The sequence below is a fragment of the Streptomyces sp. HP-A2021 genome (genome assembly GCF_022807935.1).
Taxonomy (GTDB): domain Bacteria; phylum Actinomycetota; class Actinomycetes; order Streptomycetales; family Streptomycetaceae; genus Streptomyces; species Streptomyces afghaniensis.
In genome coordinates this window covers 5,420,903-5,440,594 of the sequence record NZ_CP094344.1, presented here as the reverse complement: position 1 = coordinate 5,440,594, position 19,692 = coordinate 5,420,903, and the positions used below count along the sequence as shown (strand labels likewise).

20 protein-coding genes and 1 pseudogene are annotated in these 19,692 nt (G+C 72.1%); 14 read left to right on the top strand and 7 right to left on the bottom strand.

Annotated features, from left to right (window positions below):
- Positions 1 to 24 precede the first annotated feature (24 nt).
- Both MQE23_RS24670 and otsB read left to right on the top strand, forming a co-directional pair.
- Positions 25 to 1,413 (top strand): trehalose-6-phosphate synthase, encoded by a 1,389-nt coding sequence (locus MQE23_RS24670; protein ID WP_037667444.1) that lies wholly within the window; start codon positions 25 to 27, stop codon positions 1,411 to 1,413.
- Positions 1,414 to 1,419: 6 nt separating this feature from the next.
- Positions 1,420 to 2,268 carry a trehalose-phosphatase gene (otsB, locus tag MQE23_RS24665; protein WP_020270494.1) on the top strand — a complete coding sequence of 283 codons (849 nt, stop codon included), beginning with the start codon at positions 1,420 to 1,422 and terminating at the stop codon, positions 2,266 to 2,268.
- Positions 2,269 to 2,274: 6 nt separating this feature from the next.
- On the opposite strand, the gene MQE23_RS24660 is transcribed toward otsB, so the two are convergent.
- A complete protein-coding gene (locus MQE23_RS24660; protein WP_020270495.1) occupies positions 2,275 to 2,520 on the bottom strand; it encodes a DUF3263 domain-containing protein in 246 nt (81 codons plus the stop codon).
- Between the two features lie 35 nt (positions 2,521 to 2,555).
- The gene (locus MQE23_RS24655) at positions 2,556 to 3,809 is read right to left on the bottom strand and encodes an extracellular solute-binding protein (protein WP_037667446.1); all 1,254 of its coding nucleotides are present in this window, start codon (positions 3,807 to 3,809) and stop codon (positions 2,556 to 2,558) included.
- 133 nt (positions 3,810 to 3,942) lie between these two features.
- Between MQE23_RS24655 and MQE23_RS24650 the strand changes: the two genes are divergently transcribed.
- The 3 genes from MQE23_RS24650 (at position 3,943) to MQE23_RS24640 (ending at position 7,147) form a co-directional block, all read left to right on the top strand.
- The gene (locus MQE23_RS24650; protein WP_020270497.1) at positions 3,943 to 4,884 is read left to right on the top strand and encodes an ROK family protein; all 942 of its coding nucleotides are present in this window, start codon (positions 3,943 to 3,945) and stop codon (positions 4,882 to 4,884) included.
- Positions 4,884 to 6,095 carry an N-acetylglucosamine-6-phosphate deacetylase gene (gene nagA, locus MQE23_RS24645; protein ID WP_243380306.1) on the top strand — a complete coding sequence of 404 codons (1,212 nt, stop codon included), beginning with the start codon at positions 4,884 to 4,886 and terminating at the stop codon, positions 6,093 to 6,095. Before MQE23_RS24650 ends, nagA begins: the two co-directional genes overlap by 1 nt.
- A gap of 122 nt (positions 6,096 to 6,217) precedes the next feature.
- Positions 6,218 to 7,147 (top strand): 1-phosphofructokinase family hexose kinase, encoded by a 930-nt coding sequence (locus MQE23_RS24640; protein ID WP_020270499.1) that lies wholly within the window; start codon positions 6,218 to 6,220, stop codon positions 7,145 to 7,147.
- Positions 7,148 to 7,150: 3 nt separating this feature from the next.
- On the opposite strand, the gene MQE23_RS24635 is transcribed toward MQE23_RS24640, so the two are convergent.
- Entirely contained in the window at positions 7,151 to 8,104 is a 954-nt protein-coding gene (locus MQE23_RS24635) for a CBM35 domain-containing protein (protein WP_243380305.1), read from the bottom strand.
- Positions 8,105 to 8,222: 118 nt separating this feature from the next.
- Positions 8,223 to 9,881, bottom strand: coding sequence for a diguanylate cyclase CdgB (gene cdgB / locus MQE23_RS24630; protein ID WP_243380304.1), 1,659 nt, complete (start codon positions 9,879 to 9,881; stop codon positions 8,223 to 8,225).
- Between the two features lie 360 nt (positions 9,882 to 10,241).
- Here cdgB and MQE23_RS24625 point away from each other — a divergent pair, with 360 nt between their 5' ends.
- Together MQE23_RS24625 and MQE23_RS24620 are read left to right on the top strand one after the other, a co-directional pair.
- Positions 10,242 to 10,793 carry a flavin reductase family protein gene (locus MQE23_RS24625; RefSeq protein ID WP_020270503.1) on the top strand — a complete coding sequence of 184 codons (552 nt, stop codon included), beginning with the start codon at positions 10,242 to 10,244 and terminating at the stop codon, positions 10,791 to 10,793.
- 49 nt (positions 10,794 to 10,842) lie between these two features.
- Positions 10,843 to 11,309, top strand: a pseudogene (locus tag MQE23_RS24620) (GNAT family N-acetyltransferase).
- Here the strand turns inward: MQE23_RS24620 and arfB are convergent.
- Complete coding sequence (gene arfB / locus MQE23_RS24615; protein WP_020270505.1) at positions 11,306 to 11,743, bottom strand: alternative ribosome rescue aminoacyl-tRNA hydrolase ArfB; 438 nt, start codon at positions 11,741 to 11,743, stop codon at positions 11,306 to 11,308. The pseudogene MQE23_RS24620 and the gene arfB sit on opposite strands and share 4 nt — an antisense overlap.
- Before the next feature lie 146 nt (positions 11,744 to 11,889).
- Here arfB and MQE23_RS24610 point away from each other — a divergent pair, with 146 nt between their 5' ends.
- Entirely contained in the window at positions 11,890 to 12,465 is a 576-nt protein-coding gene (locus MQE23_RS24610) for a TerD family protein (RefSeq protein WP_010035999.1), read from the top strand.
- Positions 12,466 to 12,480: 15 nt separating this feature from the next.
- A complete protein-coding gene (locus tag MQE23_RS24605) occupies positions 12,481 to 13,095 on the top strand; it encodes a GNAT family N-acetyltransferase (protein ID WP_020270506.1) in 615 nt (204 codons plus the stop codon).
- Here MQE23_RS24605 and MQE23_RS24600 read toward each other — a convergent pair.
- Positions 13,082 to 14,482: a M1 family metallopeptidase gene (locus MQE23_RS24600; RefSeq protein WP_243380303.1), complete on the bottom strand. Its 1,401-nt coding sequence runs from the start codon at positions 14,480 to 14,482 to the stop codon at positions 13,082 to 13,084. The genes MQE23_RS24605 and MQE23_RS24600 overlap by 14 nt on opposite strands.
- Positions 14,483 to 14,519: 37 nt before the next feature.
- Between MQE23_RS24600 and MQE23_RS24595 the strand changes: the two genes are divergently transcribed.
- On the top strand, positions 14,520 to 15,020 hold the full coding sequence (locus MQE23_RS24595) for a hypothetical protein (protein ID WP_020270508.1): 501 nt from the start codon (positions 14,520 to 14,522) through the stop codon (positions 15,018 to 15,020).
- Positions 15,021 to 15,086: 66 nt separating this feature from the next.
- Complete coding sequence (locus MQE23_RS24590; protein WP_243380302.1) at positions 15,087 to 15,743, top strand: hypothetical protein; 657 nt, start codon at positions 15,087 to 15,089, stop codon at positions 15,741 to 15,743.
- An 8-nt stretch (positions 15,744 to 15,751) separates the two neighbouring features.
- Here MQE23_RS24590 and MQE23_RS24585 read toward each other — a convergent pair whose 3' ends face one another.
- Positions 15,752 to 16,429 (bottom strand): pentapeptide repeat-containing protein, encoded by a 678-nt coding sequence (locus MQE23_RS24585; protein WP_243380300.1) that lies wholly within the window; start codon positions 16,427 to 16,429, stop codon positions 15,752 to 15,754.
- A 129-nt stretch (positions 16,430 to 16,558) separates the two neighbouring features.
- On the opposite strand from MQE23_RS24585, the gene MQE23_RS24580 reads away from it, so the two are divergent.
- The 3 genes from MQE23_RS24580 (at position 16,559) to MQE23_RS24570 (ending at position 19,692) form a co-directional block, all read left to right on the top strand.
- Complete coding sequence (locus tag MQE23_RS24580) at positions 16,559 to 17,719, top strand: FAD-dependent oxidoreductase (RefSeq protein ID WP_243380299.1); 1,161 nt, start codon at positions 16,559 to 16,561, stop codon at positions 17,717 to 17,719.
- A gap of 43 nt (positions 17,720 to 17,762) precedes the next feature.
- Positions 17,763 to 18,743 carry a zinc-binding dehydrogenase gene (locus MQE23_RS24575; protein ID WP_243380297.1) on the top strand — a complete coding sequence of 327 codons (981 nt, stop codon included), beginning with the start codon at positions 17,763 to 17,765 and terminating at the stop codon, positions 18,741 to 18,743.
- Positions 18,744 to 18,804: 61 nt separating this feature from the next.
- A complete protein-coding gene (locus MQE23_RS24570; RefSeq protein ID WP_243380296.1) occupies positions 18,805 to 19,692 on the top strand; it encodes an aminoglycoside phosphotransferase family protein in 888 nt (295 codons plus the stop codon).

The following is a 19,692-nucleotide window of genomic DNA, read 5'->3' as shown; positions in this document are numbered from 1 at the left end:
CCGGGCCGGGCTAGGTTGAGGCGTATGGCTTCGACGTACGGTGCTGCACAGGTGCTGGTCGCCTCCAACCGCGGTCCGGTCTCGTACGCGGTGGGTGAGGACGGTTCGCTGAACGCCAAGCGCGGCGGCGGCGGGCTGGTCTCGGGCCTGTCCGCGATCGGCTCGGACGCGGACGCGCTGTGGGTGTGCTCCGCGCTGTCCGACGGTGACCGCGAGGCGGTCCGGCGGGGCGTCGGCGAGGACGGCGTGCGGATGCTGGACATCCCTGCCGACGTGCACGCCGACGCGTACAACGGCATCGCGAACTCGGTGCTGTGGTTCGTGCATCACATGATCTACCAGACGCCGCTGGAGCCGGTCTTCGACGACGAGTTCCGGCGCCAGTGGACGTCGTACGAGACGTACAACCGGGCGTTCGCCGAGGCGCTGGCCGAGGAGGCGGCGCAGGGCGCGGCGGTGGTGGTGCAGGACTACCACCTGACGCTGGTGCCGGGCATGCTCCGTGAGCTGCGGCCGGACCTCAGGATCGGCCACTTCTCGCACACGCCGTGGGCGCCGCCCGAGTACTTCCGGATGCTGCCGGACGACGTGGCCGGGCAGGTGCTGCGCGGCATGCTGGGCGCGGACCGGCTGGGCTTCCTCACGCAGCGCTGGGCGGACGCGTTCACCGCGTGCGCCGAGCAGTTCGCCGGCGGGCTCGGCGGCACGCGGATCGGCGTGCACGGGCTCGGGGCCGACGCTGACTTCCTGCGCAAGCGGTCGCACGAGCAGGACGTCGAGGAGCGGATGGCCGCGCTCCGGGAGGAGATCGGCGAGGGCCGCCGCACCATCGTCCGGGTCGACCGCACGGAGCTGTCGAAGAACATCGTGCGCGGCCTGCTGGCCTACCGACGGCTGCTTCAGACCCACGCCGAGTGGCGCGAGCGCGTGGTGCACGTGGCCTTCGCGTATCCCTCGCGGCAGGACCTCGCGGTCTACCGGGACTACACGGCCGAGGTGCGGCGGGTCTCGGAGGAGATCAACGCCGAGTACGGGACGCCGGGGTGGACCCCGGTCGTCCTCAACCTCAAGGACGACTTCGCCCGCTCCCTGGCCGCGTACCGGCTGGCCGACGTGGCGCTCGTCAACCCCATCCGGGACGGCATGAACCTCGTCGCCAAGGAGGTCCCGGTCGTCTCCGACGCGGGCTGCGCCCTGGTGCTGTCCCGGGAGGCCGGGGCGTTCGAGGAGCTGGGCGAGGACGCGATCGTGGTGAACCCGTACGACGTGACGGGGACGGCTACGGCCCTGCACGAGGCGCTGTCGATGCGCCCGGAGGAGCGCGCCGAGCGCAGCAAGCGGCTGGCAGCGGCGGCGACCGCGCTGCCTCCGGCGCAGTGGTTCCTGGACCAGCTCGACGCGTTGAGGGGCTGACCGCCGATGACCGGTCCCACGGACTCCCCGCTGCCGGCACCCGCCACTAAGGCCGGGCAGGAGGGCCTGGACGCTCTCCTCATCCGCCCGGACACGGCGCTGATCGGCCTCGACTTCGACGGGACGCTCGCGCCGATCGTGGCCGACCCCGAGAAGGCCCGGGCCCACCCGGAGGCCGTACCCGTGCTGGCCGCGCTCGCGCCGAAGGTGGCCGCCGTGGCGGTGATCACCGGGCGGCCGGCCGAGGTCGCGGTGCGCAACGGCGGCTTCGCCGGCGTTGCGGGCCTGGAGCACCTCGTGGTTCTCGGCCACTACGGCGCCGAGCGCTGGGACGCCCGCACCGGCGAGGTCAGCGCTCCCGAGCCGCATCCCGGCGTCGCCGCCGTCCGCGCCGAGCTGCCCGAGCTCCTCGAACGGCTCGGCGCGTCACAGGGGACCTGGGTCGAGGAGAAGGGCCGGTCCGTGGCCGTGCACACCCGCCGGGCCGCCGACCCCCAGGCCACGCTGGACTTCCTGGGCGAACCGCTCGCCGGCCTGGCCGGCCGCCACGGCCTGATCGTGGAGCCCGGCCGCATGGTCCTCGAACTCCGCCCGCCCGGCATGGACAAGGGCGCCGCCCTCGCCGGGTTCGCCCGCGAGATCGGCGCCGGGTCCGTCCTCTTCGCCGGCGACGACCTGGGCGATCTGCCCGCCTACGCGGCCGTCGACAAGCTCCGCTCGGACGGCACCCCGGGCCTGCTGGTGTGCAGCGGCAGCGACGAGGTGACCGAGCTGAGGGAACGGGCGGACGTGGTGGTGGACGGCCCGGAGGGTGTCGTACGCCTGCTGAGCGCACTGGCCGGCCGGCTCTCGTAAGGCCTGTCAGCGTTCGGCCCGGCGCGTCTCCCGGATCCGCCGCAGCCGGTTCACCGTCACCGGGTCGTGGGCCAGGGCCCGGGGGTCGTCCAGCAGGGCGTTGAGAAGCTGGTAGTAGCGCACGGGGGCGAGGCCCAGCTCCTCCCGTATGACCCGTTCCTTCGCGCCGGGCCCGGCGAAACCGCGGCGTTCGAGCGCGAGGATGTCCCGCTCCCTGCGCCCGAGCCGCTCGTCACCCGTGTCCTCGTCCATGCCAGGCACCGTAACGCCCGCCACCGACAGCGGGCCTACTCCGCGCTCTCCGCACGGGTCGCCACGGCCTGGAGGTGGCCCAGGACACCCGAGGGACTGCCGCTGGGGGCGACGGCCTTGCCGATCTGCTTCTTGACCTGGACGCTGATGCCGGCCCAGGAGGTCTTGCCGACCGGGTAGAGCTCGGAAGCCGGCAGTTCCTCCAGGAACGGCTTGAGGTGCCGGTCCCGGCCGGAGGCGGCCATGGTCTGGGACGCGGAGCTGGTGACCGGCAGCAGGTCGTACTCGCGGGAGAAGGCCAGCACGTTCTTCTCGCTGTAGACGAAGTCGAGGAAGTCCCCGACCTGGTCGCGGTGGCCGTTCTTCCGGAAGGCCGTCATCCAGTCGGCGACACCGAGCGTGGACTTGCTCGTCCCCTCCTTGCCGGGCGTCGGCACCATGCCGTACTCGACGCCGTTCTTGGCGGCGATCTTCATCAGGGAGGGGTGGCCGTTGAGCATGCCGACCTCGCCCTTGGCGAAGGCGGCGAACGCGGCGGCCCGGTTGAGCTCGCCGGGCGCGACCGGCCCGGTCAGGTCCTTGCCGACCAGTTCGTTCTTCAGCCAGGAGAAGGTGTCGATGTTCTCCGGGGAGTCGATGCCGTAGCTGCCGACGGTGTCGGCGTAGCCGCCCCCGCCGCTGAGCATCCACTGCATGGTCTCGGCCTGGGCCTCCTCCGGGCCGAGGGGCAGCGCGTAGGGGTACTTCACGCCCTCGTCCTTGAGCGCCTCGGCGTCATCGGCCAGGTCGTCCCAGGTCTTGGGCGGGGTGATGCCGGCCTTGGCGAAGAGGGTCTTGTTGTAGAAGAGCACGCGCGTGGAGGAGGCGAACGGCATGCCGTACTGCACGCCCTTGACCTGTCCCGCGGAGGCCAGCTGCCCGACGAAGTCGGCCTGCACGGGTATGGAGAGCAGGTCGTCGGCCTTGTAGAGCTGGTTCTGCGCCGCGTAGTCGGCGTACGCGCCGATCTGCGCCATGTCCGGCGGGTCACCGGCGGCGACCATCTCCCTGACCTTGCGGTCGACGTCGTTCCAGGAGTAGACGCTGACGTCGATCTTGACGCCGGGGTGGTCGGCCTCGTACTCCTCGACGAGCCCGTCCCAGTACTTCTTCGAGCTGTTGGCCGCACTGTCGCCGTAGTCGGCGGCGACCAGCTTCAGGGTCACGTCGGCGGAGCCGCCCGTGACGCCGCATCCGCCGAGGACCGCCGTCATGCCCAGTGCGGACACCACCGCGATCGTTCCTGCCATCCGCCGCCGCTGCACCGCTGTTCTTCCCCAACCCTGGCGTCACCGCCAACGAAAGCTTTCGATAATCGGAACAAGGTCTACACCACGCGAGTGGACTAGACCTCTTGCGGGTCCCCGGGTCACACTGTTCTCCGTGAGACATGTCATCGCCCTCGACGTGGGCGGCACCGGAATGAAGGCCGCTCTGGCCGGGCCGCGGGGCGAGCTGCTGCACCGGGCCCGCCGGGCCACCGGACGCGAGCAGGGGCCGGACGCCGTCGTCGCGGGCATCCTCGACTTCGCCGCCGAGCTGCGCGCATACGGCACCGAGCACTTCGGCACGCCCGCGTCGGCCGCCGGCGTGGCCGTCCCCGGCATCGTCGACGAGGCGCGGGGCGTCGCCGCCTACGCCGCGAACCTCGGCTGGCGCGACGTCCCCCTGCGCGACCTGCTGACGGAACGGCTGGGCGTCCCGGTCGCCCTCGGCCACGACGTGCGCACCGGCGGCCTCGCCGAGGGCCGGGTCGGTGCGGGCCGGGGCGCGGACCGGTTCCTGTTCGTCGCGCTGGGCACCGGCATCGCGGGCGCCATCGGCGTCGACGGCCGGGTCGAGGCGGGCGCGCACGGCTTCGCGGGCGAGATCGGCCACATCGTCGTACGCCCCGGCGGGACGCCGTGCCCCTGCGGCCAGCACGGCTGCCTGGAGCGCTTCGCCTCGGCGGCGGCCGTGAGCGAGGCCTGGGCGACAGCCTCCGGCGACCCGGACGCGGACGCGGCGGACTGCGCGAAGGCGGTGGACCGCCGCGACCCCAGGGCGCTCACGGTCTGGCAGGGGGCGGTCGATGCCCTCGCCGACGGCCTGGTCACTGCGCTGACTCTGCTGGATCCACGCACCCTGATCATCGGCGGGGGCCTCGCCGAAGCGGGAGAAACCCTGTTCACCCCGCTACGGGAAGCCATCCGCCGCCGCATCACCTTCCAGAAGCAGCCGTCACTCGTCCCCGCGGCCCTGGGGGACAGCGCCGGCTGTCTGGGGGCGGGCCTGCTGGCCTGGGATCTTCTGCTGTCTACCGACCGTTCGGAGGTAACCACCTGATGGCAACGCCCCCAGGGGCGCGGGGAACTGCGCGACCAGCCACACACCACCCGCACCCCGCAACGGCCGGAAACCCCACGGTCCTCACCGGCGCAACCGTGGTCCTCCCCACGGGAACGGTCGAAAACGGCCAGGTGACCATCGACGGCACCCGGATCACGGCAGTGGCACCCGAAAACGCCCAGGTCATCGACGTAACCGGCCACTACGTCATCCCCGGCTTCATCGACATCCACAACCACGGCGGCGGCGGAGCCTCCTTCACCTCCGGGTCGGTCGAGGACATCCTCAAGGGCATCCACACCCACCGCCTGCACGGCACGACCACCCTGGTCGCCTCGACCGTCACCGGCGACATGGACTTCCTCGCCCAGCGCGCGGGCCTGCTGAGCGAGCTGGCCGAGCAGGGCGAGATCGCCGGCATCCACTTCGAGGGACCGTTCATCTCCCCCTGCCGCAAGGGCGCGCACTCCGAGGCACTGCTGCGCGACCCCGACCCGGCGGAGGTCCGCAAGCTGATCGACGCGGCCCGGGGCAGGGCGACGATGGTCACGCTGGCCACGGAACTCCCCGGCGGCACCGACTCCGTACGCCTCCTGGCCGAACACGGCGTGATCGCGGCGATCGGCCACACCGACGCGACGTACGAACAGACGGTCGAGGCCATCGACGCGGGCGCGACGGTCGCCACCCACCTCTTCAACGCGATGCCGCCGCTCGGTCACCGCTCCCCCGGCCCCATCGCCGCGCTCCTGGAGGACGACCGGATCACGGTCGAGCTGATCAACGACGGCACGCATCTGCACCCCGCCGCACTCCAGCTGGCGTTCCACCGCGCGGGTGCGGACCGGGTGGCGTTCATCACGGACGCGATGGACGCGGCCGGTTTCGGTGACGGACGCTACTGGCTGGGCCCGCTGGAGGTGGAGGTCGCGGACGGCGTGGCCCGCCTGCTGGCGGACGGCACGATCGCCGGCTCGACCCTCACCCTGGACCGCGCGTTCAAGCGGGCGGTCACGGTCGACGGCCTGTCCGTCGAGGACGCGGTGACGGCTCTCTCGGCCACCCCGGCCCGCCTCCTCGGCATGGACGACCGGATCGGCTCCCTGGAGCCCGGCAAGGACGCGGACCTGGTGCTCCTGGACGCGGACTACGAGCTCAAGGGCGTGATGCGCCGCGGCGCATGGGTGGTCGGTCCCCAACTGCACTGATCCGTCCCGCAGTAGGAGACGGTGGCCGACTCCAGGACTGGGCCGACCGCCGTCTCTTTGGCATGATCGGACTACCTGAACGTTCACGGCGGCAAGCGCATTCTCGGGGGAGGTCGGCCCAGGTGATCCTCACGGTCACGCTGAACACCGCTCTCGACATCACCTACCGCGTCCGGTCCCTCCGGCCGCACGCCTCCCACCGCGTCTCCGAGGTGACGGAACGCCCCGGCGGCAAGGGCGTCAACGTCGCCCGGGTGCTCGCGGCGCTCGGGCACGAGGTGACGGTGACCGGTTTCACGGGCGGGGCGACGGGACGGGTCGTGCAGGAGCGGCTCGCGGCGGTGCCGGGCGTGATGGACGCGCTGGTCCCGGTCACGGGCGCCACCCGCCGCACGATCGCCGTGGTCGACGAGCAGACCGGCGACACGACGCAACTCAACGAACCGGGCCCGATGGTCACGCCCGCCGAATGGTCGGCCTTCCAGGAGGCCTACGAGGACCTGCTGCCGTCCGCCTCGGCGGTGGCGCTGTGCGGCAGCCTGCCGCCGGGCGTGCCGGTCGGTGCGTACGCCGGCCTGGTCCGTACGGCCCGTGCCGCCGGAGTCCCGGTCCTCCTGGACACGAGCGGCGAGCCCCTGCGCCGGGGTGTCGCGGCCCGCCCGGACATCATCAAGCCGAACGCCGACGAACTGGCGGAACTGACCGGCTCCCACGAGCCCCTGCGCGCCACGCAGGACGCCCGCCGCCGGGGCGCGGGCGCGGTCGTCGCGTCCCTGGGCCCCGAGGGCCTCCTCGCCGCCACCCGAGAGGGCCGCTGGCGAGCCACCACACCGACCTCTGTACGAGGCAACCCGACGGGCGCGGGCGACTCGGCGGTCGCGGGCCTGCTGTCGGGCCTGGTCGAACACCTCTCCTGGCCGGATCGTCTGGCCCGGGCGGTGGCCCTGTCGGCAGCGACGGTGGCAGCGCCGGTGGCCGGGGAGTTCGACCTGGGTCATTACCAGGAGTTGCGGGGAAGGGTGACGGTGACCGGCGAGGCGTCGGCGGCCTGAAGGTCAGCTCTTGACCCAGCCCTTCACCAGCCACACCTGGTCGAGGAGAGCGTCACACTGGTTGCCCTGCTCGCAGGAAACCTTGATCGTGTTGGTGCCCTTGTTGAGCTGGATGTAGTTGTAGGTCTTCGTCCAGCCCTTCGCGAAATCGCCCTCGGGGCCGCCCGCCCAGTTCTTCAGCTCGACGGGTCGGGTGGAAGGCGTGCCGTTGATGGTGAGAGTGGCGTTCTGGTCCTTGCCGGGCACGCTGTAGCCGACGAACAGGCTGTACTTGCCCGCCTTCGGGATGCCGTTGACGGTCCAGGTCACCGAGGCACCGACCTGGTTGAACCCCGTGACGTAGACACCGCCGGCGGCCTTGGCCCCCTTGACGTCCGTGGCGGTCGTCATACCGGGCGAGAGCCTGAGGGTCTTCGCGTCGGCAGCCGGGAGATCCTCCTCGCTCGCCGCACCACCGCTGCTCGCCGACGGGCTCGGCTTCGCGTTCTGGGACTGCGTCGGTGCCGTGCCCGCCTGGTCGTCAGGGTTGTCCTGGTCCTTCTCGCCGCCCAGCATGGCCACGCCGATGCCGATGACGACCGCCGCGACCACCGCGATCGCGCCGATCAGCAGGCCCTTGGTGTTCGGGCCGCGACCACCACGGCCGCCACCGCCGCCGCCCGGCACCTGCTGCTGCGCGGTCGGCGCGCCGCCGGGCAGCGTCTCCGGTGCCGCGTAGTGCGCGTTCGGCCGGCCGGGAGCGCTCTGCTGCGGGACCTGGCCGTACGGTGCGGTCTGGCTCGCCTGCGGCTGCTGGCCGTACTGGCGTGTGCCGACCGCCCGCACCCGGTTGACCGAGTTCGGGTAGCCGTAGCCCCCGGACGGCGGCTGGGCTCCGTTGGCCTGCCCGTCGGCGTAGAGATAGCCGAACGGGTCGTCGTCCTCGGGCGTGCTCGCGCCGTTGTTGCCGGGCGTCATCCCTTGGTCTCCTCAGTCAGGTGCGGTGCATGCGGTACGGGTCGTGAGAACGCGAGCCTACCCGCTCCCAGTGACCCAAACGGGTGACTCAGACCGCATCAACTCGCTGACCAGGGGTTCACCCCGCGCGTCTGTGTTGTTTGGGACGAGATCGTTTCTCGACGTACATCCGCTCGTCAGCGGATTTCAACACTTCGTCCGCCGTCATTCCACAGTGTGCCCATCCGATGCCGAAGCTGGCGCCCACCCGGACGGCCCGCCCCTCGGCGCGGATGGGCTGGATGATCTCGTTGCGCAGGCGGACCGCGAGGTCCTGCGCGTCGGCCCGGCCGAGCCCGTCGGCCAGGATGACGAATTCGTCACCCCCGAGCCGGGCGACCGTGTCACCGTCGCGCACGCCGTTGCTCAGCCGCCGGGCGACCTCGATGAGAACCGCGTCACCCGCGTTGTGCCCGAACCGGTCGTTGATCGACTTGAAGCCGTCGAGGTCGCAGAAGAGGACGGCGAGGCCCTTCGTGCCGTCGTCGTGGTCCCCGTCCGGGGCGACGGTGTGCACGTGGTGGTCGTAGGCGTCGTACGGCTCCACGCCCTGCCGGAAGTCGAAGCCGGGCCCGACCACGTCGAAGTCGGGATGACCGTAGGCCGCGTCGTGGGACTCGGCGACGGCGGAGTGCGGAGTGGCGCGCTGGCACAGCCGCGCGGACAGGCGGGAGCGCAGCTCGGCGGAGTTCGGCAGGCCCGTGAGCGAGTCGTGGGAGGCGCGGTGGGCGAGCTGGAGCTCGCGGCGCTTGCGCTCCTCGATGTCCTCGACGTGGGTGAGGAGGAAGCGCGGGCCGTCGGCGGCGTCCGCGACCACGCTGTTGCGCAGGCTGACCCAGACGTAGGTGCCGTCCCGGCGGCCGAGGCGGAGCTCGGCCCGGCCGCCCTCGGCGGAGGTGCGCAGGAGCGTGCCTATGTCCTCGGGGTGGACCAGGTCGGAGAACGAGTAGCGGCGCATCGCGGACGCGGGGCGGCCGAGCAGCCGGCACAGGGCGTCGTTCGTGCGCAGGATCCGGCCGTGCTGGTCGCCGCCCATCTCTGCGATGGCCATGCCTGACGGGGCGTACTCGAAGGCCTGCCTGAAGCTTTCCTCACTGGCCCGCAGCGCCTGCTGCTCGCGCTCCAGCCGGACGAGCGCCCGCTGCATGTTGGCGCGCAGCCGGGCGTTGCTGATCGCGATGGCGGCCTGGAAGGCGTACATCTGGAGCGCCTCGCGGCCCCAGGCGCCGGGGCGGCGGCCGTTGCGCGGCCGGTCCACGGACAGCACGCCGATCAGCTCGCCGCAGGCCGCGCTGCCCTGCGGGCCGGGCGCGTACATCGGGGCGAAGAGCCGGTCGGCCGGGTGCCACTCGTCCTCGAAGCGGGGGGCGGGGCCGTCGGTGTACCACTGCGGGACGTCGTCGTCGTCGAGGACCCAGCCTTCGGTGTGCGGTATGAACACAAGGTCGCCCCAGTGCTCGCCCATGCCGAGCCGGCGTTCCCAGGACTCGCGCGAGCCGACGCGGCCGGTGATGAGGGCCTCGGCGGCGGGGTTCCCGGCGAAGGCTGCGACGACGAGATCGCCGTCGGGCCGTACGAGGTTCACGCATGCCAGCTCGTACCCGAGGGCGGCGACGACGCCCTCCGCGACGGTCTGCAGTGTGTCCGCCAGGCTGCGGGCCGTGTTCATGTCGGCCATGACCTGGTGCAGTTGCCGCAGGGAGGCAAGGCGGACGTAGGGCTCCGACTCGGTCTCCATGCTCGCCCTCCCCCCGAGACCTCGCAGCGAATCAAGGGTTCTCATCGGCGTATCGTCCTGGCAGCTTCCCAGCCACTGAATCACAGCGCGCTGCCCACTCGGTACACAGGGTCAACAATTCCTGCCCCTTGTGACTCAAGTCACAGGCAAACCTGAACAATTGAGTGGAGTTTCTGCGTTCTTCACGTGCGGCTACCGAACGCAAACTTTGTCAGGTTGCGCACATATTTTCCGCCGCGGCCTTCGGCAGTCCGTCGGGAGTCCTAGGACCGTGATCGGGCGGGAGCCCGATGCGGGGCGCCGGAGATGGAGATTAGCGTTTCGGGCGTGCCGAACACTCCCACTGCCACGTCCCCGATCATGCCGCCGCCCGCCTCCGGGCATGCTGAGGGGGTGAGCAACGACGAGTTCCGCGCCGCCATGTCCCGGCTGGCCTCAGGCGTGGTCCTGGTGACCGCGCAGGAGCCGCCGCTCGACCCGGACGACCCCTCGGCGCCGGGCAGCGAGGACGTGGGCATGACGGCCACGGCCTTCATGTCGGTGTCCCTGGACCCGCCCCTGGTGCTGGTGAGCCTGCGCGAGGGCTCCCGCATGGACGAGCTGCTCGACGAGCAGCCCCTGTGGGCGGTCTCGGTCCTCTCCGAGAGCCAGCGGCACATCGCGGGCCGGTTCGCGATGAAGGGCCGCGTCAGCGACCGTCTGCTCTTCGCGGACATCCCGTACACGCGCGGCGAGTACACCGACGCGCCCCTGGTCGGCGGCGCCCTGGCCGTCCTGGAGTGCCGCACCGAGCAGCGGGTCCGGGCCGGCGACCACACCCTGGTCATCGGCCGCGTCCTGACGGCCCGGGTCCCGAGCGCGGACGGCGGGCCGCTGACGTACTTCCGGGGGCGGTACCGGCATTTGGGGTAGGGCGGAAACCCGGTGGCCCGGGGTGATTCGGCACGCCTAGGGTGCGCGCATGACAACGACGGGCCTTCGCCTCGAAGAGATCACCGCCCGGAACCTCGGCGCCGCGCTCGGCATCCCGTCCGCCCCGACCAGGAACACGCGGTCTCCCCGGTCGTGAAGTCCCTCGCCGAGGCCTATGTGCATCCCGGGGTCGCCTGGCCCCGTCTGGTCGTCGACGGCGACCGTCCGGTCGGCTTCCTCATGGCCTTCATCGACATCGACTGGTACGAGGACGGCAGCGTGCTGCGCTCGGGCCTGTGGCGGCTGAACATCGCGGCCGGGGAGCAGGGCAGGGGCTACGGCCGTTTCGCCGTCGAGTCCGTCGCGGAGGAACTGCGCCGACGCGGCACCAAGGAGTTCTACGTCACCTGGCATCCCGGCCCCGACGGCCCGGAGGGCTTCTACCTGGGGCTCGGCTTCCGCCCGAACGGGGAGGTCAGCGAGGGCGAGACGGTAGGCGTGCTGGAACTGGACTAGTTCCAGTTCTGCGCGGAACGCCCCCGCTTGGTCTCCGAGCGCTGCTTCTTCTCGCGCAGCCGCCGCTCGTTGATGCCCCGGGGGATCCGGGTCGGCTTGCGGGGCTTGGGCGGGGGTGCGGTGGCCTCGGCCAGGAGCGCGGCGAGGCGGACGGCGGCGGCCTCGCGGTTGCGCCACTGGGAGCGGTGCTCGGAGGAACGTACGGTGACGACCCCGTCGACCAGGCGCCCGGCCAGCCGCTCCAGCGCCCGCTTCTTCCACACCTCGGGCAGCGCCTCGGTCCTCGCCAGGTCGAAGCCGAGCTCCACCTTCGAGTCACTGGTGTTGACGTGCTGCCCGCCCGGCCCCGACGACCGCGAGAAACGCCACATGAGCTCGGCCTCGGGCAGGGAGACGGAGCCGCGGATGACGTGGGGACCAGACATGCCGTCCATGTTCCCGCTCCTGACCGGTCCACGTCACCCGAATAATCGCGCGTAAAGAAAGTAAAGGACCTGGAACCTCGCGTACCCCTCTCCACGTTCATGGGGGTAGCTGTAGCTTCTTTGCCGTACGTAAACGAGGGAAGGGACTCCCAACAATGGCTGTAAGCCTGTCCAAGGGTGGCAACGTCTCGCTCACCAAGGAGGCTCCGGGCCTGACCGCCGTCACCGTGGGCCTCGGCTGGGACGTCCGCACCACCACCGGCACGGACTTCGACCTCGACGCGTCCGCGATCGCGGTCAACACGCAGGGCAAGGTCTACTCGGACGCCCACTTCGTCTTCTTCAACAACAAGCAGACCCCGGACAACTCCATCGTCCACACCGGTGACAACCGCACGGGTGAGGGCGCCGGCGACGACGAGGCGATCAACGTCAACCTCGCCGCCCTCCCGGCGGACATCGACAAGATCGTCTTCCCGGTGTCCATCTACGACGCCGAGAACCGCTCGCAGAACTTCGGCCAGGTCCGCAACGCCTACATCCGCATCGTCAACCAGGCCGGCGGCGCCGAGATCGCGCGCTACGACCTGTCGGAGGACGCCGCCACGGAGACGGCCATGGTCTTCGGCGAGCTGTACCGCAACGGCGCGGAGTGGAAGTTCCGCGCGGTCGGCCAGGGCTACGCCTCGGGCCTGGTCGGCATCGCCCAGGACTTCGGTGTGAACGTCTGACGGACGCCCTCACCTGTGGCAGAAGCCCCCGGCGCCGGTCCATCGGCCCGGGGGCTTCGCCGTCCTCGTCCGCGCCCCTCCGCCCCGCCCGAGATACGTTCCCGACGTGATCCTCGAACCCCTGCTCCCACCACCCCCGGCCGCCCCCTCCCCGAACCCCTCCTCGCGGAGCTCACGGCCCTTCACGCCTCCAACCACGCGTTCCACACCCTCACCGGCGACTTCCCCGACCCGCACGACATCCGCCCGGAGCAGGTGGCGCACGCCCTGTCGGAGGAATGGTCCCAGCCCGGCACCGACGTCCTGCTCGCCCGCAGCTTCGGCCACCTGACCGGGATCGCGATCACCCTCGCCCACCACCCCGACCCCGCCGACCCGGACCCGTGGATCGGCCTCCTGCTGGTGGACGCCCGCCTGCACGGCCAGGGCCATGGCCGCCGCCTGGCCACCCTCGTGGAGGACCGCTTCCGCACGGCGGACCGCAGCGCCGTGCGCCTCGCCGTCCTCGACAACAACCCGAAGGCCCTGGCCTTCTGGACCGCCCTCGGCTACGAGGTCATCGACCGTCGCGAGGATCTGCAGATGAAGCGCCCGTGTGCGGTGCTCCGCAAGGAACTCAGCGCGCGCTAGGTGGTGGCTTCCCCTCCCCGTACAGCCAGTCCTCCCAGATCCCGTCGAAGTCCGTCCCGGGCGCCTGCTCCTCCACATACGCCGTGAAGTCGCCCGTGTCGGCGTTCCCATGGCGGTGGGCCGCCGCCCACCCCCGGAGGATGTCGCCGAACACCTCGTCGCCCACCGCCTGGCGGACCTTGTGGAGGACCATGGCGCCGCGCTGGTAGACGGGGGCTTCGGAGAGGTGCGCGGCGTCCGAGGGCTGGGCGGGCGGGAAGGACCAGAGGTCCTCGTAGGTCTGCTCCCCGTGGTCGTACAGCGCGTCGAAGGTCTCCTGCGCCGTCTCGCCGCCGTGGTCCTCCTCCCACATCCATTCCGCGTACGTCGCGAAACCCTCGTTGAGCCACATGTCCCGCCAGCTCTTCGGCGTCACGGAGTCGCCGTACCACTGGTGGGCGACCTCGTGGACGAGGAGGGTGATGTCGGGGGCGCCGGGGAAGACGGGGCGCGTCTGGGTCTCCAGGGCGTAGCCGATGCCGACCGCGCGGTCGACGATCGCGCCGGTGGCGGAGAAGGGGTACGGGCCGAAGCGCCGCTCCGCCCAGCGCAGCACCTCGGGGATGCGCGCGAGGACCGCGCGGCTCGCCTCCTTCTCCACGGGGTCGACGGCCGTGTACACGGGCAGACCGTCCCGGGCGGTGGAGCGGCTGATGTCGAAGTCACCGATCGCGAGCGTGGCGAGGTAGCTCGCCATCGGCTCGGCGGTGCGCCAGGTGAACGTCGTCCGGCCTCGCGCGGTCCGCTCGCCGCGCAACTCCCCGTTGGACACGGCCCGCAGCCCCCGCGGCACGCTCACAGTGAGGTCGTAGGCCGCCTTGTCGGAGGGGTGGTGGTTGCCGGGGAACCACGTCATCGACCCGGTGGGCTCGCCCAGGGCGAGCGCCCCGTCCGTCGTGCGCAGCCAGCCCTCCCGTGAGCCGTCCGGGTCGGTGACGGTCTCGGGCTCCCCGGTGTAACTGACGGCCACGCGGAACGTCTCGCCCTCGTCGAGATCCTCGCGCGGCCGGACGGTGAGCTCCTGCCCGGCACGGTTCCAGCGGGCGGTCTCGCCGCCGACGGTGACCTCCCCGACCTCCAGGCCGAGCAGGTCGAGGTTGAAGGCGGAGAGGGCCTCGGTGGCCCGTGCGGTGAGGGTGGCCGTGCCGACGAGCTGGTGTGCGCTCGGGTCGTAGTCGACGCGCAGGCCGTAGTGGGTGACGTCGTAGCCGCCGTTGCCGGCCTTCGGGAAGTACGGGTCGCGTACGCCGGATCCGCCCGGGCCGCCGTGGACTCCGCCGCACGCGGTGAGGGCCAGGGCTACGGGAACGGCGGTCAGCGCCGGGACAAGACGTACAGATCGGGCCACGATCGGGATCCTACGGGCGCGTGACACCATCACCTCCGTGCTCGACATCGGCTACGCCCTCTCCAACCGCTTCCCCGACCCGCCGCAGACCGACTACCGCCGTGCGGACGTCCGTGCCCTGCGGCACGACCTGTTCTGCGGTGACGTCTACCTGGCGGACACCGAGCAGGACCGGGAACTGTCCACAGCCTGGGGATGGGTGCCGGTGCTCGACTTCGCGTGGGCGCTGTGCGACATCGTCGAGCGGATCGACCGGGACCCGGCGGGCTCCCGGGCGTCCCGGCCGCAGCGCGCGGAGCTGGACTTCACCGAGTCGACCGACCGGATGCTCTTCGAGCGCCGCTTCGGGTGGGTGGACATCGAGGCCGACTGGATGCCGGCGGAGGAAGCTCCCCTGACCTTCTCCCACACCGAACTGCGCCGGGAGTCCCGCGACTTCCTGCACGACCTGATCGCCGACCTCACCGACCTGCATGACGATCTCGCCGAGAACCCGGCGATCTGGACGCTCCAGGCGCGTTTCCCCAGGGTCTCCTGACGGGCGCCGACCACCGCGGTGACACCCTTGGTCGTGATCAGTACCTGACACGGGGAGAGCGGGAGCATGACGCAGGGGCGTGTGACCTACGGGCTGGACTACAGGGTGCACCCACCGGCCGTCGTCGGCGGCGACGGACCGGGGCAGGGCACCTCCGTCCGGCTGTGCCGTGACCCCGACAGTCCCGCTCCCGACCGGCGCCGCTCGCTGCGGGCCTTCCATCTGCGCGCCGAGGACGGGACGCCGGTCGCCCGCGTGGTCACGGAGCAGGCCCTGGGTTCCCGGCTGAGCGGGCGCCCGGCGGTGTACCAGGTGCTGGATCCCCATGGCGCGCCGCTCGGACGGATCACGCTGCGGCGCCGCCGCGCCTTCCGCTGGGGCCGCAGGCGCTGGACCGTCGAGCCGGTGGCCGGCCCCGCCCTCCAGGGATACCAGGGCCGGCTGGTGTGGTGGGCGCTGTGGTGGCCCGTTGGTTTTCCGGTGTACCTGCTGTTGTTGATCTGGGCTCTGCTGGCGGGAGACGGCGACGGCTTCGGACCGCCGCGCCGCGTCATCTGGCGCGACACCTCACGCCGCGCCCATCTCGTCTTCCGCGCGGTGGCCGAGGACTACCGGCTGCTGAGCCACGAGGTGGACCCGCGCCTGATCAACGCCCTGATCGCACTGCACCAGTCCTACGACTGCCCGGAACGGGCGGGAACCTGGGGCTGGTACGGGAGTTGAGCGGGTGATCAGTCCTCCACCCTGATCCCCCACTGCAGCGCCAGCACCGGTGCCAGGTCCAGCAGTTGGCCCGTGCTGATCACCGCCCCGGCCAGCCGGTCCAGGCCGCGGCTGATCTCCAGTGTCACGGCACCGCGCAGGTCGACGTCCTTGAGGGTCGCCGCGTGGAGGTCGGCGCCCTTCAGCGCGCAGTCCACGAACTCCACGCGCTCCAGGCGGGCACCGCCGAAGTCCGGCTCGACCAGGACGCAGCCCTCGAAGACGACGTCTCTGAGCCGGGCCATGCGCAGGTTCAGGTAGTCGATCTTGCCGCCGCGGATCAGCACCCGCTCCAGCACCGCCGCGTGCATCTGCGTGCCCCCGAGGCGGGCGTCGATCAGCTCGACATCGCGCAGCGTCGCCTCGGCGAGATTGGTGCCAACGCCCCGGGGCCCCGTGAGGACCGAGTCCAGGACGGAGGCGTGCCGCAGCCCGGCCTCGTCCAGCGCGCACTCCGTCAGGGCGCAGTCCAGGAAGCGGGCCCCCGACCCGTCCTGCCCCGCGAGATCCGCCGCCCGGAACTCCAGCCCGTCGTAGTCCCCGTCCGGCTCCAGCCCGCCGCCCGTGAACGGCTCCAGTGCGGGCAGCCGGATCTCCGGTCGCCGCGCGCCCTTCACACCCGTACCGCCCGCTGCTCTCCTCGCCATGCCCCCATGGTTCACCCCACCACTGACAATCGGCCCTGACCTGCGAGGACACCGACCATGTCACATTCCGGTGCCCTCGGTCGGTCGTACTCGCAGAAGGCGACCCCGACCCGAGGGAGACCCCCAGCCATGCACCGCATCACCGTCATCGGCGGCGGCTTCGCCGGACTGACCGCCGCCATCACCGCCGCCGAGGCGGGCGCCAAGGTCACCATCCACGAAGCCCACCACACCCTCGGCGGCCGGGCCCGCACCGCCGAGGGCCCCTACCGCACGAACGAGGGCCCGCACGCCCTCTACAACGGCGGCCCGCACTGGACCTGGCTCAAGCAGCGCGACCTGATCGGTCCGCTCGCCCCGATCCCACCCCTGGAAGCCGCCCGGCTACGGCTGCGGCACCACGGCGTGCTGCGCCGCACCCCTCCCTTCCCGATGCTGAAGCTGCTGCGCCGGACCGCCGAGCAGGCGCCCGTGGACGTCGACTTCCTGACCTGGGCGACCGGCATCGCGGGCGAGGAGGGGGCCCGGGCCGCCGCCCACTACTCGGCCGTCGCCCTCTTCCACCACGACCCCGGCTCCCTGTCGGCCGCGTTCGTGCAGGAGCGCCTGCGCCGCGCCACCAAGCTGCCGCCCGAGGCGCACTACCCGCGCGGCGGCTGGGCCACCCTCATCGACCGGATGGCCGCCCGCGCCTGGAACCTGGGTGTCCGGATGGAGACCCTGTCCCGCGTCGACACGCTCCCCACCGACACGCCCGTGGTCGTCGCGACGTCCCTCGACGCCGCCCGGCGCCTGCTCGGCGACGACTCCCTGACCTGGCCGAGCGGCCGTACCGTCCTCGTCGACCTCGCCGTACGGACGCGGCGCGGGGACGCGTTCGCGGTGTCCGACCTCGACGCGCCCGGCTGGCTCGAACGGTTCACCGCCCAGGACCGCAGTCTCGCCCCGGCCGGTGAGCAACTCATCCAGGGTCAGATCCCCATCGCCCCGCACGAGTCCAAGGCCGACGGCACCGCCCGCGCCGAGCAGTTGCTCGACCTGGGCTTCCCGGGCTGGCGCGAGCGCGTCACCTGGCGTCGCGAGGCCGTCGCGAACGGCCGTACGGGCGCGGTGGACCTGCCCGGCACCAGCTGGCGCGACCGGCCGGCCGTCGACCGGGGCGACGGTGTCTACCTCGCCGGCGACCAGGTCGCGGCCCCGGGCGTGCTGTCGGAGGTGTCCTTCAACAGCGCCCTGACGGCGGTGTCGTTGGCGCTCGGCCGGCGGGAGCTTGACCTCAAGCAAGCTTGAGGTTGCAGGCTGGGCTCAGACCACCACGACACGAGGAGCCCCGATGCACGCCATCCGCCTGCACGCCTACGGCCCGGCCGAGAACCTCACCTACGAGCAGGTCGAGGACCCGCGGCCGGGCCCCGGCCAGGTCCGTGTCGCCGTACGGGCGGCGGGCGTCCACCTCCTGGACACCGCCCTGCGTGAGGGCGGACAGGGACCGGCACCCGAGCCGACGCCGCTGCCCACCATCCCGGGCCGCGAGGTCGCCGGCGTCGTCGAGTCCCTGGGCGAGGGCGTCGCGGACCTGTGGCTCGGCAAGCGGGTCGTCGCCCACCTCGGCTTCGTCCCCGGCGGCTACGCCGAACTGGCCGTCACCGAGGTCGCACGACTGCACGAGATCCCGCGGAACCTGGACTTCGCCGAGGCCGTCGCCATGATCGGCACGGGCCGTACGACGATGGGGATCCTCCAGTTCGCCGAGCTCGGCCCCGACTCGGTGGCCGTCGTCCCGGCCGCGGCCGGGGGCATCGGCACGCTCCTCGTGCAGTACGCCAAGAACGCCGGCGCCACCGTCGTCGGCCTCGCGGGCGGGCCGGAGAAGGTCGCCCGGGTGCAGGCGGGCGGCGCCGACCTCGCCGTCGACTACAAGGACCCGGCGTGGCCCGCGAAGGTCCGTGCCCACCTCGGCGGCCGGGCCGCGACCGTGGTCTTCGACGGCGTCGGCGGCGAGGTGGCCCGCGAGGCCGTCGCCCTGCTCGGCCCCGGCGGCAAGCACGTCGTCTTCGGCTGGTCCGCGGAAGGAATCCATGACGGCGGTCCCTACCTCGTCGAGGGCGTCTCCGAGCAGGTCCTCGGCCCCGTGATGCTCCAGAAGGCAGGCGGCCCCGACCCCGTACGCACCCTCGAACTGCGCGCCCTCGCCGAGGCCGCCGCCGGCCGCCTCACCCCGGCCGTACAGCGCTTCCCGCTGCGCGAGGCCGCGGCCGCGCACCGGGCGCTGGAGAGCCGTGGCACGACGGGAAAGGTGGTCCTGGAGCCCTGAGGCGACTCCCTGCCCGAGAATTCACATGACCCGTCCGGCCCGCCCCACTACCGTGCCGAAAGTGATCGACATCCCCCGGGAACTGGCAGCGTCACAGGAGAAGTACAACGGCGAGGCGGGCCGCGCCTTCATCGAGGAACTGCCGGACCTGACGGCCGGCTTCCTCGACCGCTGGGGACTGAAGCCCGACGGGCCGCCCATGCACGGCGTGTCCGCCCTGGTCCTCCCGGTCGTCCGCGCCGACGGCGGCCCCGCGGTCCTCAAGCTCCAGCTCCTCGACGAGGAGAGCGAAGGCGAACCGGTGGCGCTGCGCGCCTGGGACGGCGACGGAGCCGTCCGTCTCCTCGACCACGACGAGCCCACCGGCACCATGCTGCTGGAACGCCTCGACGAGACCCGGATGCTGTCCCACGTCCCGGACCCCCACCAGGCCGTCGTCACCATCGCCGAACTCCTCGCCCACCTCACCTCCTTCCCCGCCCCGCCCGGCCTGCGCCGCCTCGGCGACATCGCCCGGGCCATGCTGGACCGGACCCCGCGGGCACTCGACCGCATCCCCGACCCCGAGGCCCGCCGCCTCGTCGCCGACTGCGCCGCCGCCGTACGCGAGGTCGTCGAAGAACCGGGCGACCGGCTCCTCCACTGGGACCTCCACGACGAGAACGTCCTCGCCTCCGACCGCGCCCCCTGGCTCGCCATCGACCCCAAGCCCCTCGCCGGCGACCCCGGCTTCGAACTGTGGCCGGCCATCGACAACCGCTACGACCCCGACGACATCCTCTGGCGCTTCGACGCCATGACCGACGTCCTCGCCCTGGACCGCCCCCGCGCCCGCGCCTGGACCCTCGGCCGCCTCCTCCAGAACGCCCTGTGGGACCTAGAGGACGGCCGCCCCCTGGACGACGACCAACTCGAGATCGCTCGCCGCCTGCGCGACCGCACCGCCTGA

Coding starts and splice junctions, on each gene's coding strand:
- MQE23_RS24580 (WP_243380299.1), top strand. CDS start 16,559: ATGCACCGCATCACCGTCATCGGCGGCGGCTTCGCCGGACTGACCGCC.
- MQE23_RS24575 (WP_243380297.1), top strand. CDS start 17,763: ATGCACGCCATCCGCCTGCACGCCTACGGCCCGGCCGAGAACCTCACC.
- arfB (WP_020270505.1), bottom strand. CDS start 11,743: ATGGACGGCATGTCTGGTCCCCACGTCATCCGCGGCTCCGTCTCCCTG.
- MQE23_RS24585 (WP_243380300.1), bottom strand. CDS start 16,429: ATGGCGAGGAGAGCAGCGGGCGGTACGGGTGTGAAGGGCGCGCGGCGA.
- MQE23_RS24635 (WP_243380305.1), bottom strand. CDS start 8,104: ATGACGCCCGGCAACAACGGCGCGAGCACGCCCGAGGACGACGACCCG.
- MQE23_RS24590 (WP_243380302.1), top strand. CDS start 15,087: ATGACGCAGGGGCGTGTGACCTACGGGCTGGACTACAGGGTGCACCCA.
- MQE23_RS24670 (WP_037667444.1), top strand. CDS start 25: ATGGCTTCGACGTACGGTGCTGCACAGGTGCTGGTCGCCTCCAACCGC.
- MQE23_RS24655 (WP_037667446.1), bottom strand. CDS start 3,809: ATGGCAGGAACGATCGCGGTGGTGTCCGCACTGGGCATGACGGCGGTC.
- cdgB (WP_243380304.1), bottom strand. CDS start 9,881: ATGGAGACCGAGTCGGAGCCCTACGTCCGCCTTGCCTCCCTGCGGCAA.
- otsB (WP_020270494.1), top strand. CDS start 1,420: ATGACCGGTCCCACGGACTCCCCGCTGCCGGCACCCGCCACTAAGGCC.
- MQE23_RS24625 (WP_020270503.1), top strand. CDS start 10,242: ATGCCGCCGCCCGCCTCCGGGCATGCTGAGGGGGTGAGCAACGACGAG.
- MQE23_RS24610 (WP_010035999.1), top strand. CDS start 11,890: ATGGCTGTAAGCCTGTCCAAGGGTGGCAACGTCTCGCTCACCAAGGAG.
- MQE23_RS24660 (WP_020270495.1), bottom strand. CDS start 2,520: ATGGACGAGGACACGGGTGACGAGCGGCTCGGGCGCAGGGAGCGGGAC.
- nagA (WP_243380306.1), top strand. CDS start 4,884: ATGGCAACGCCCCCAGGGGCGCGGGGAACTGCGCGACCAGCCACACAC.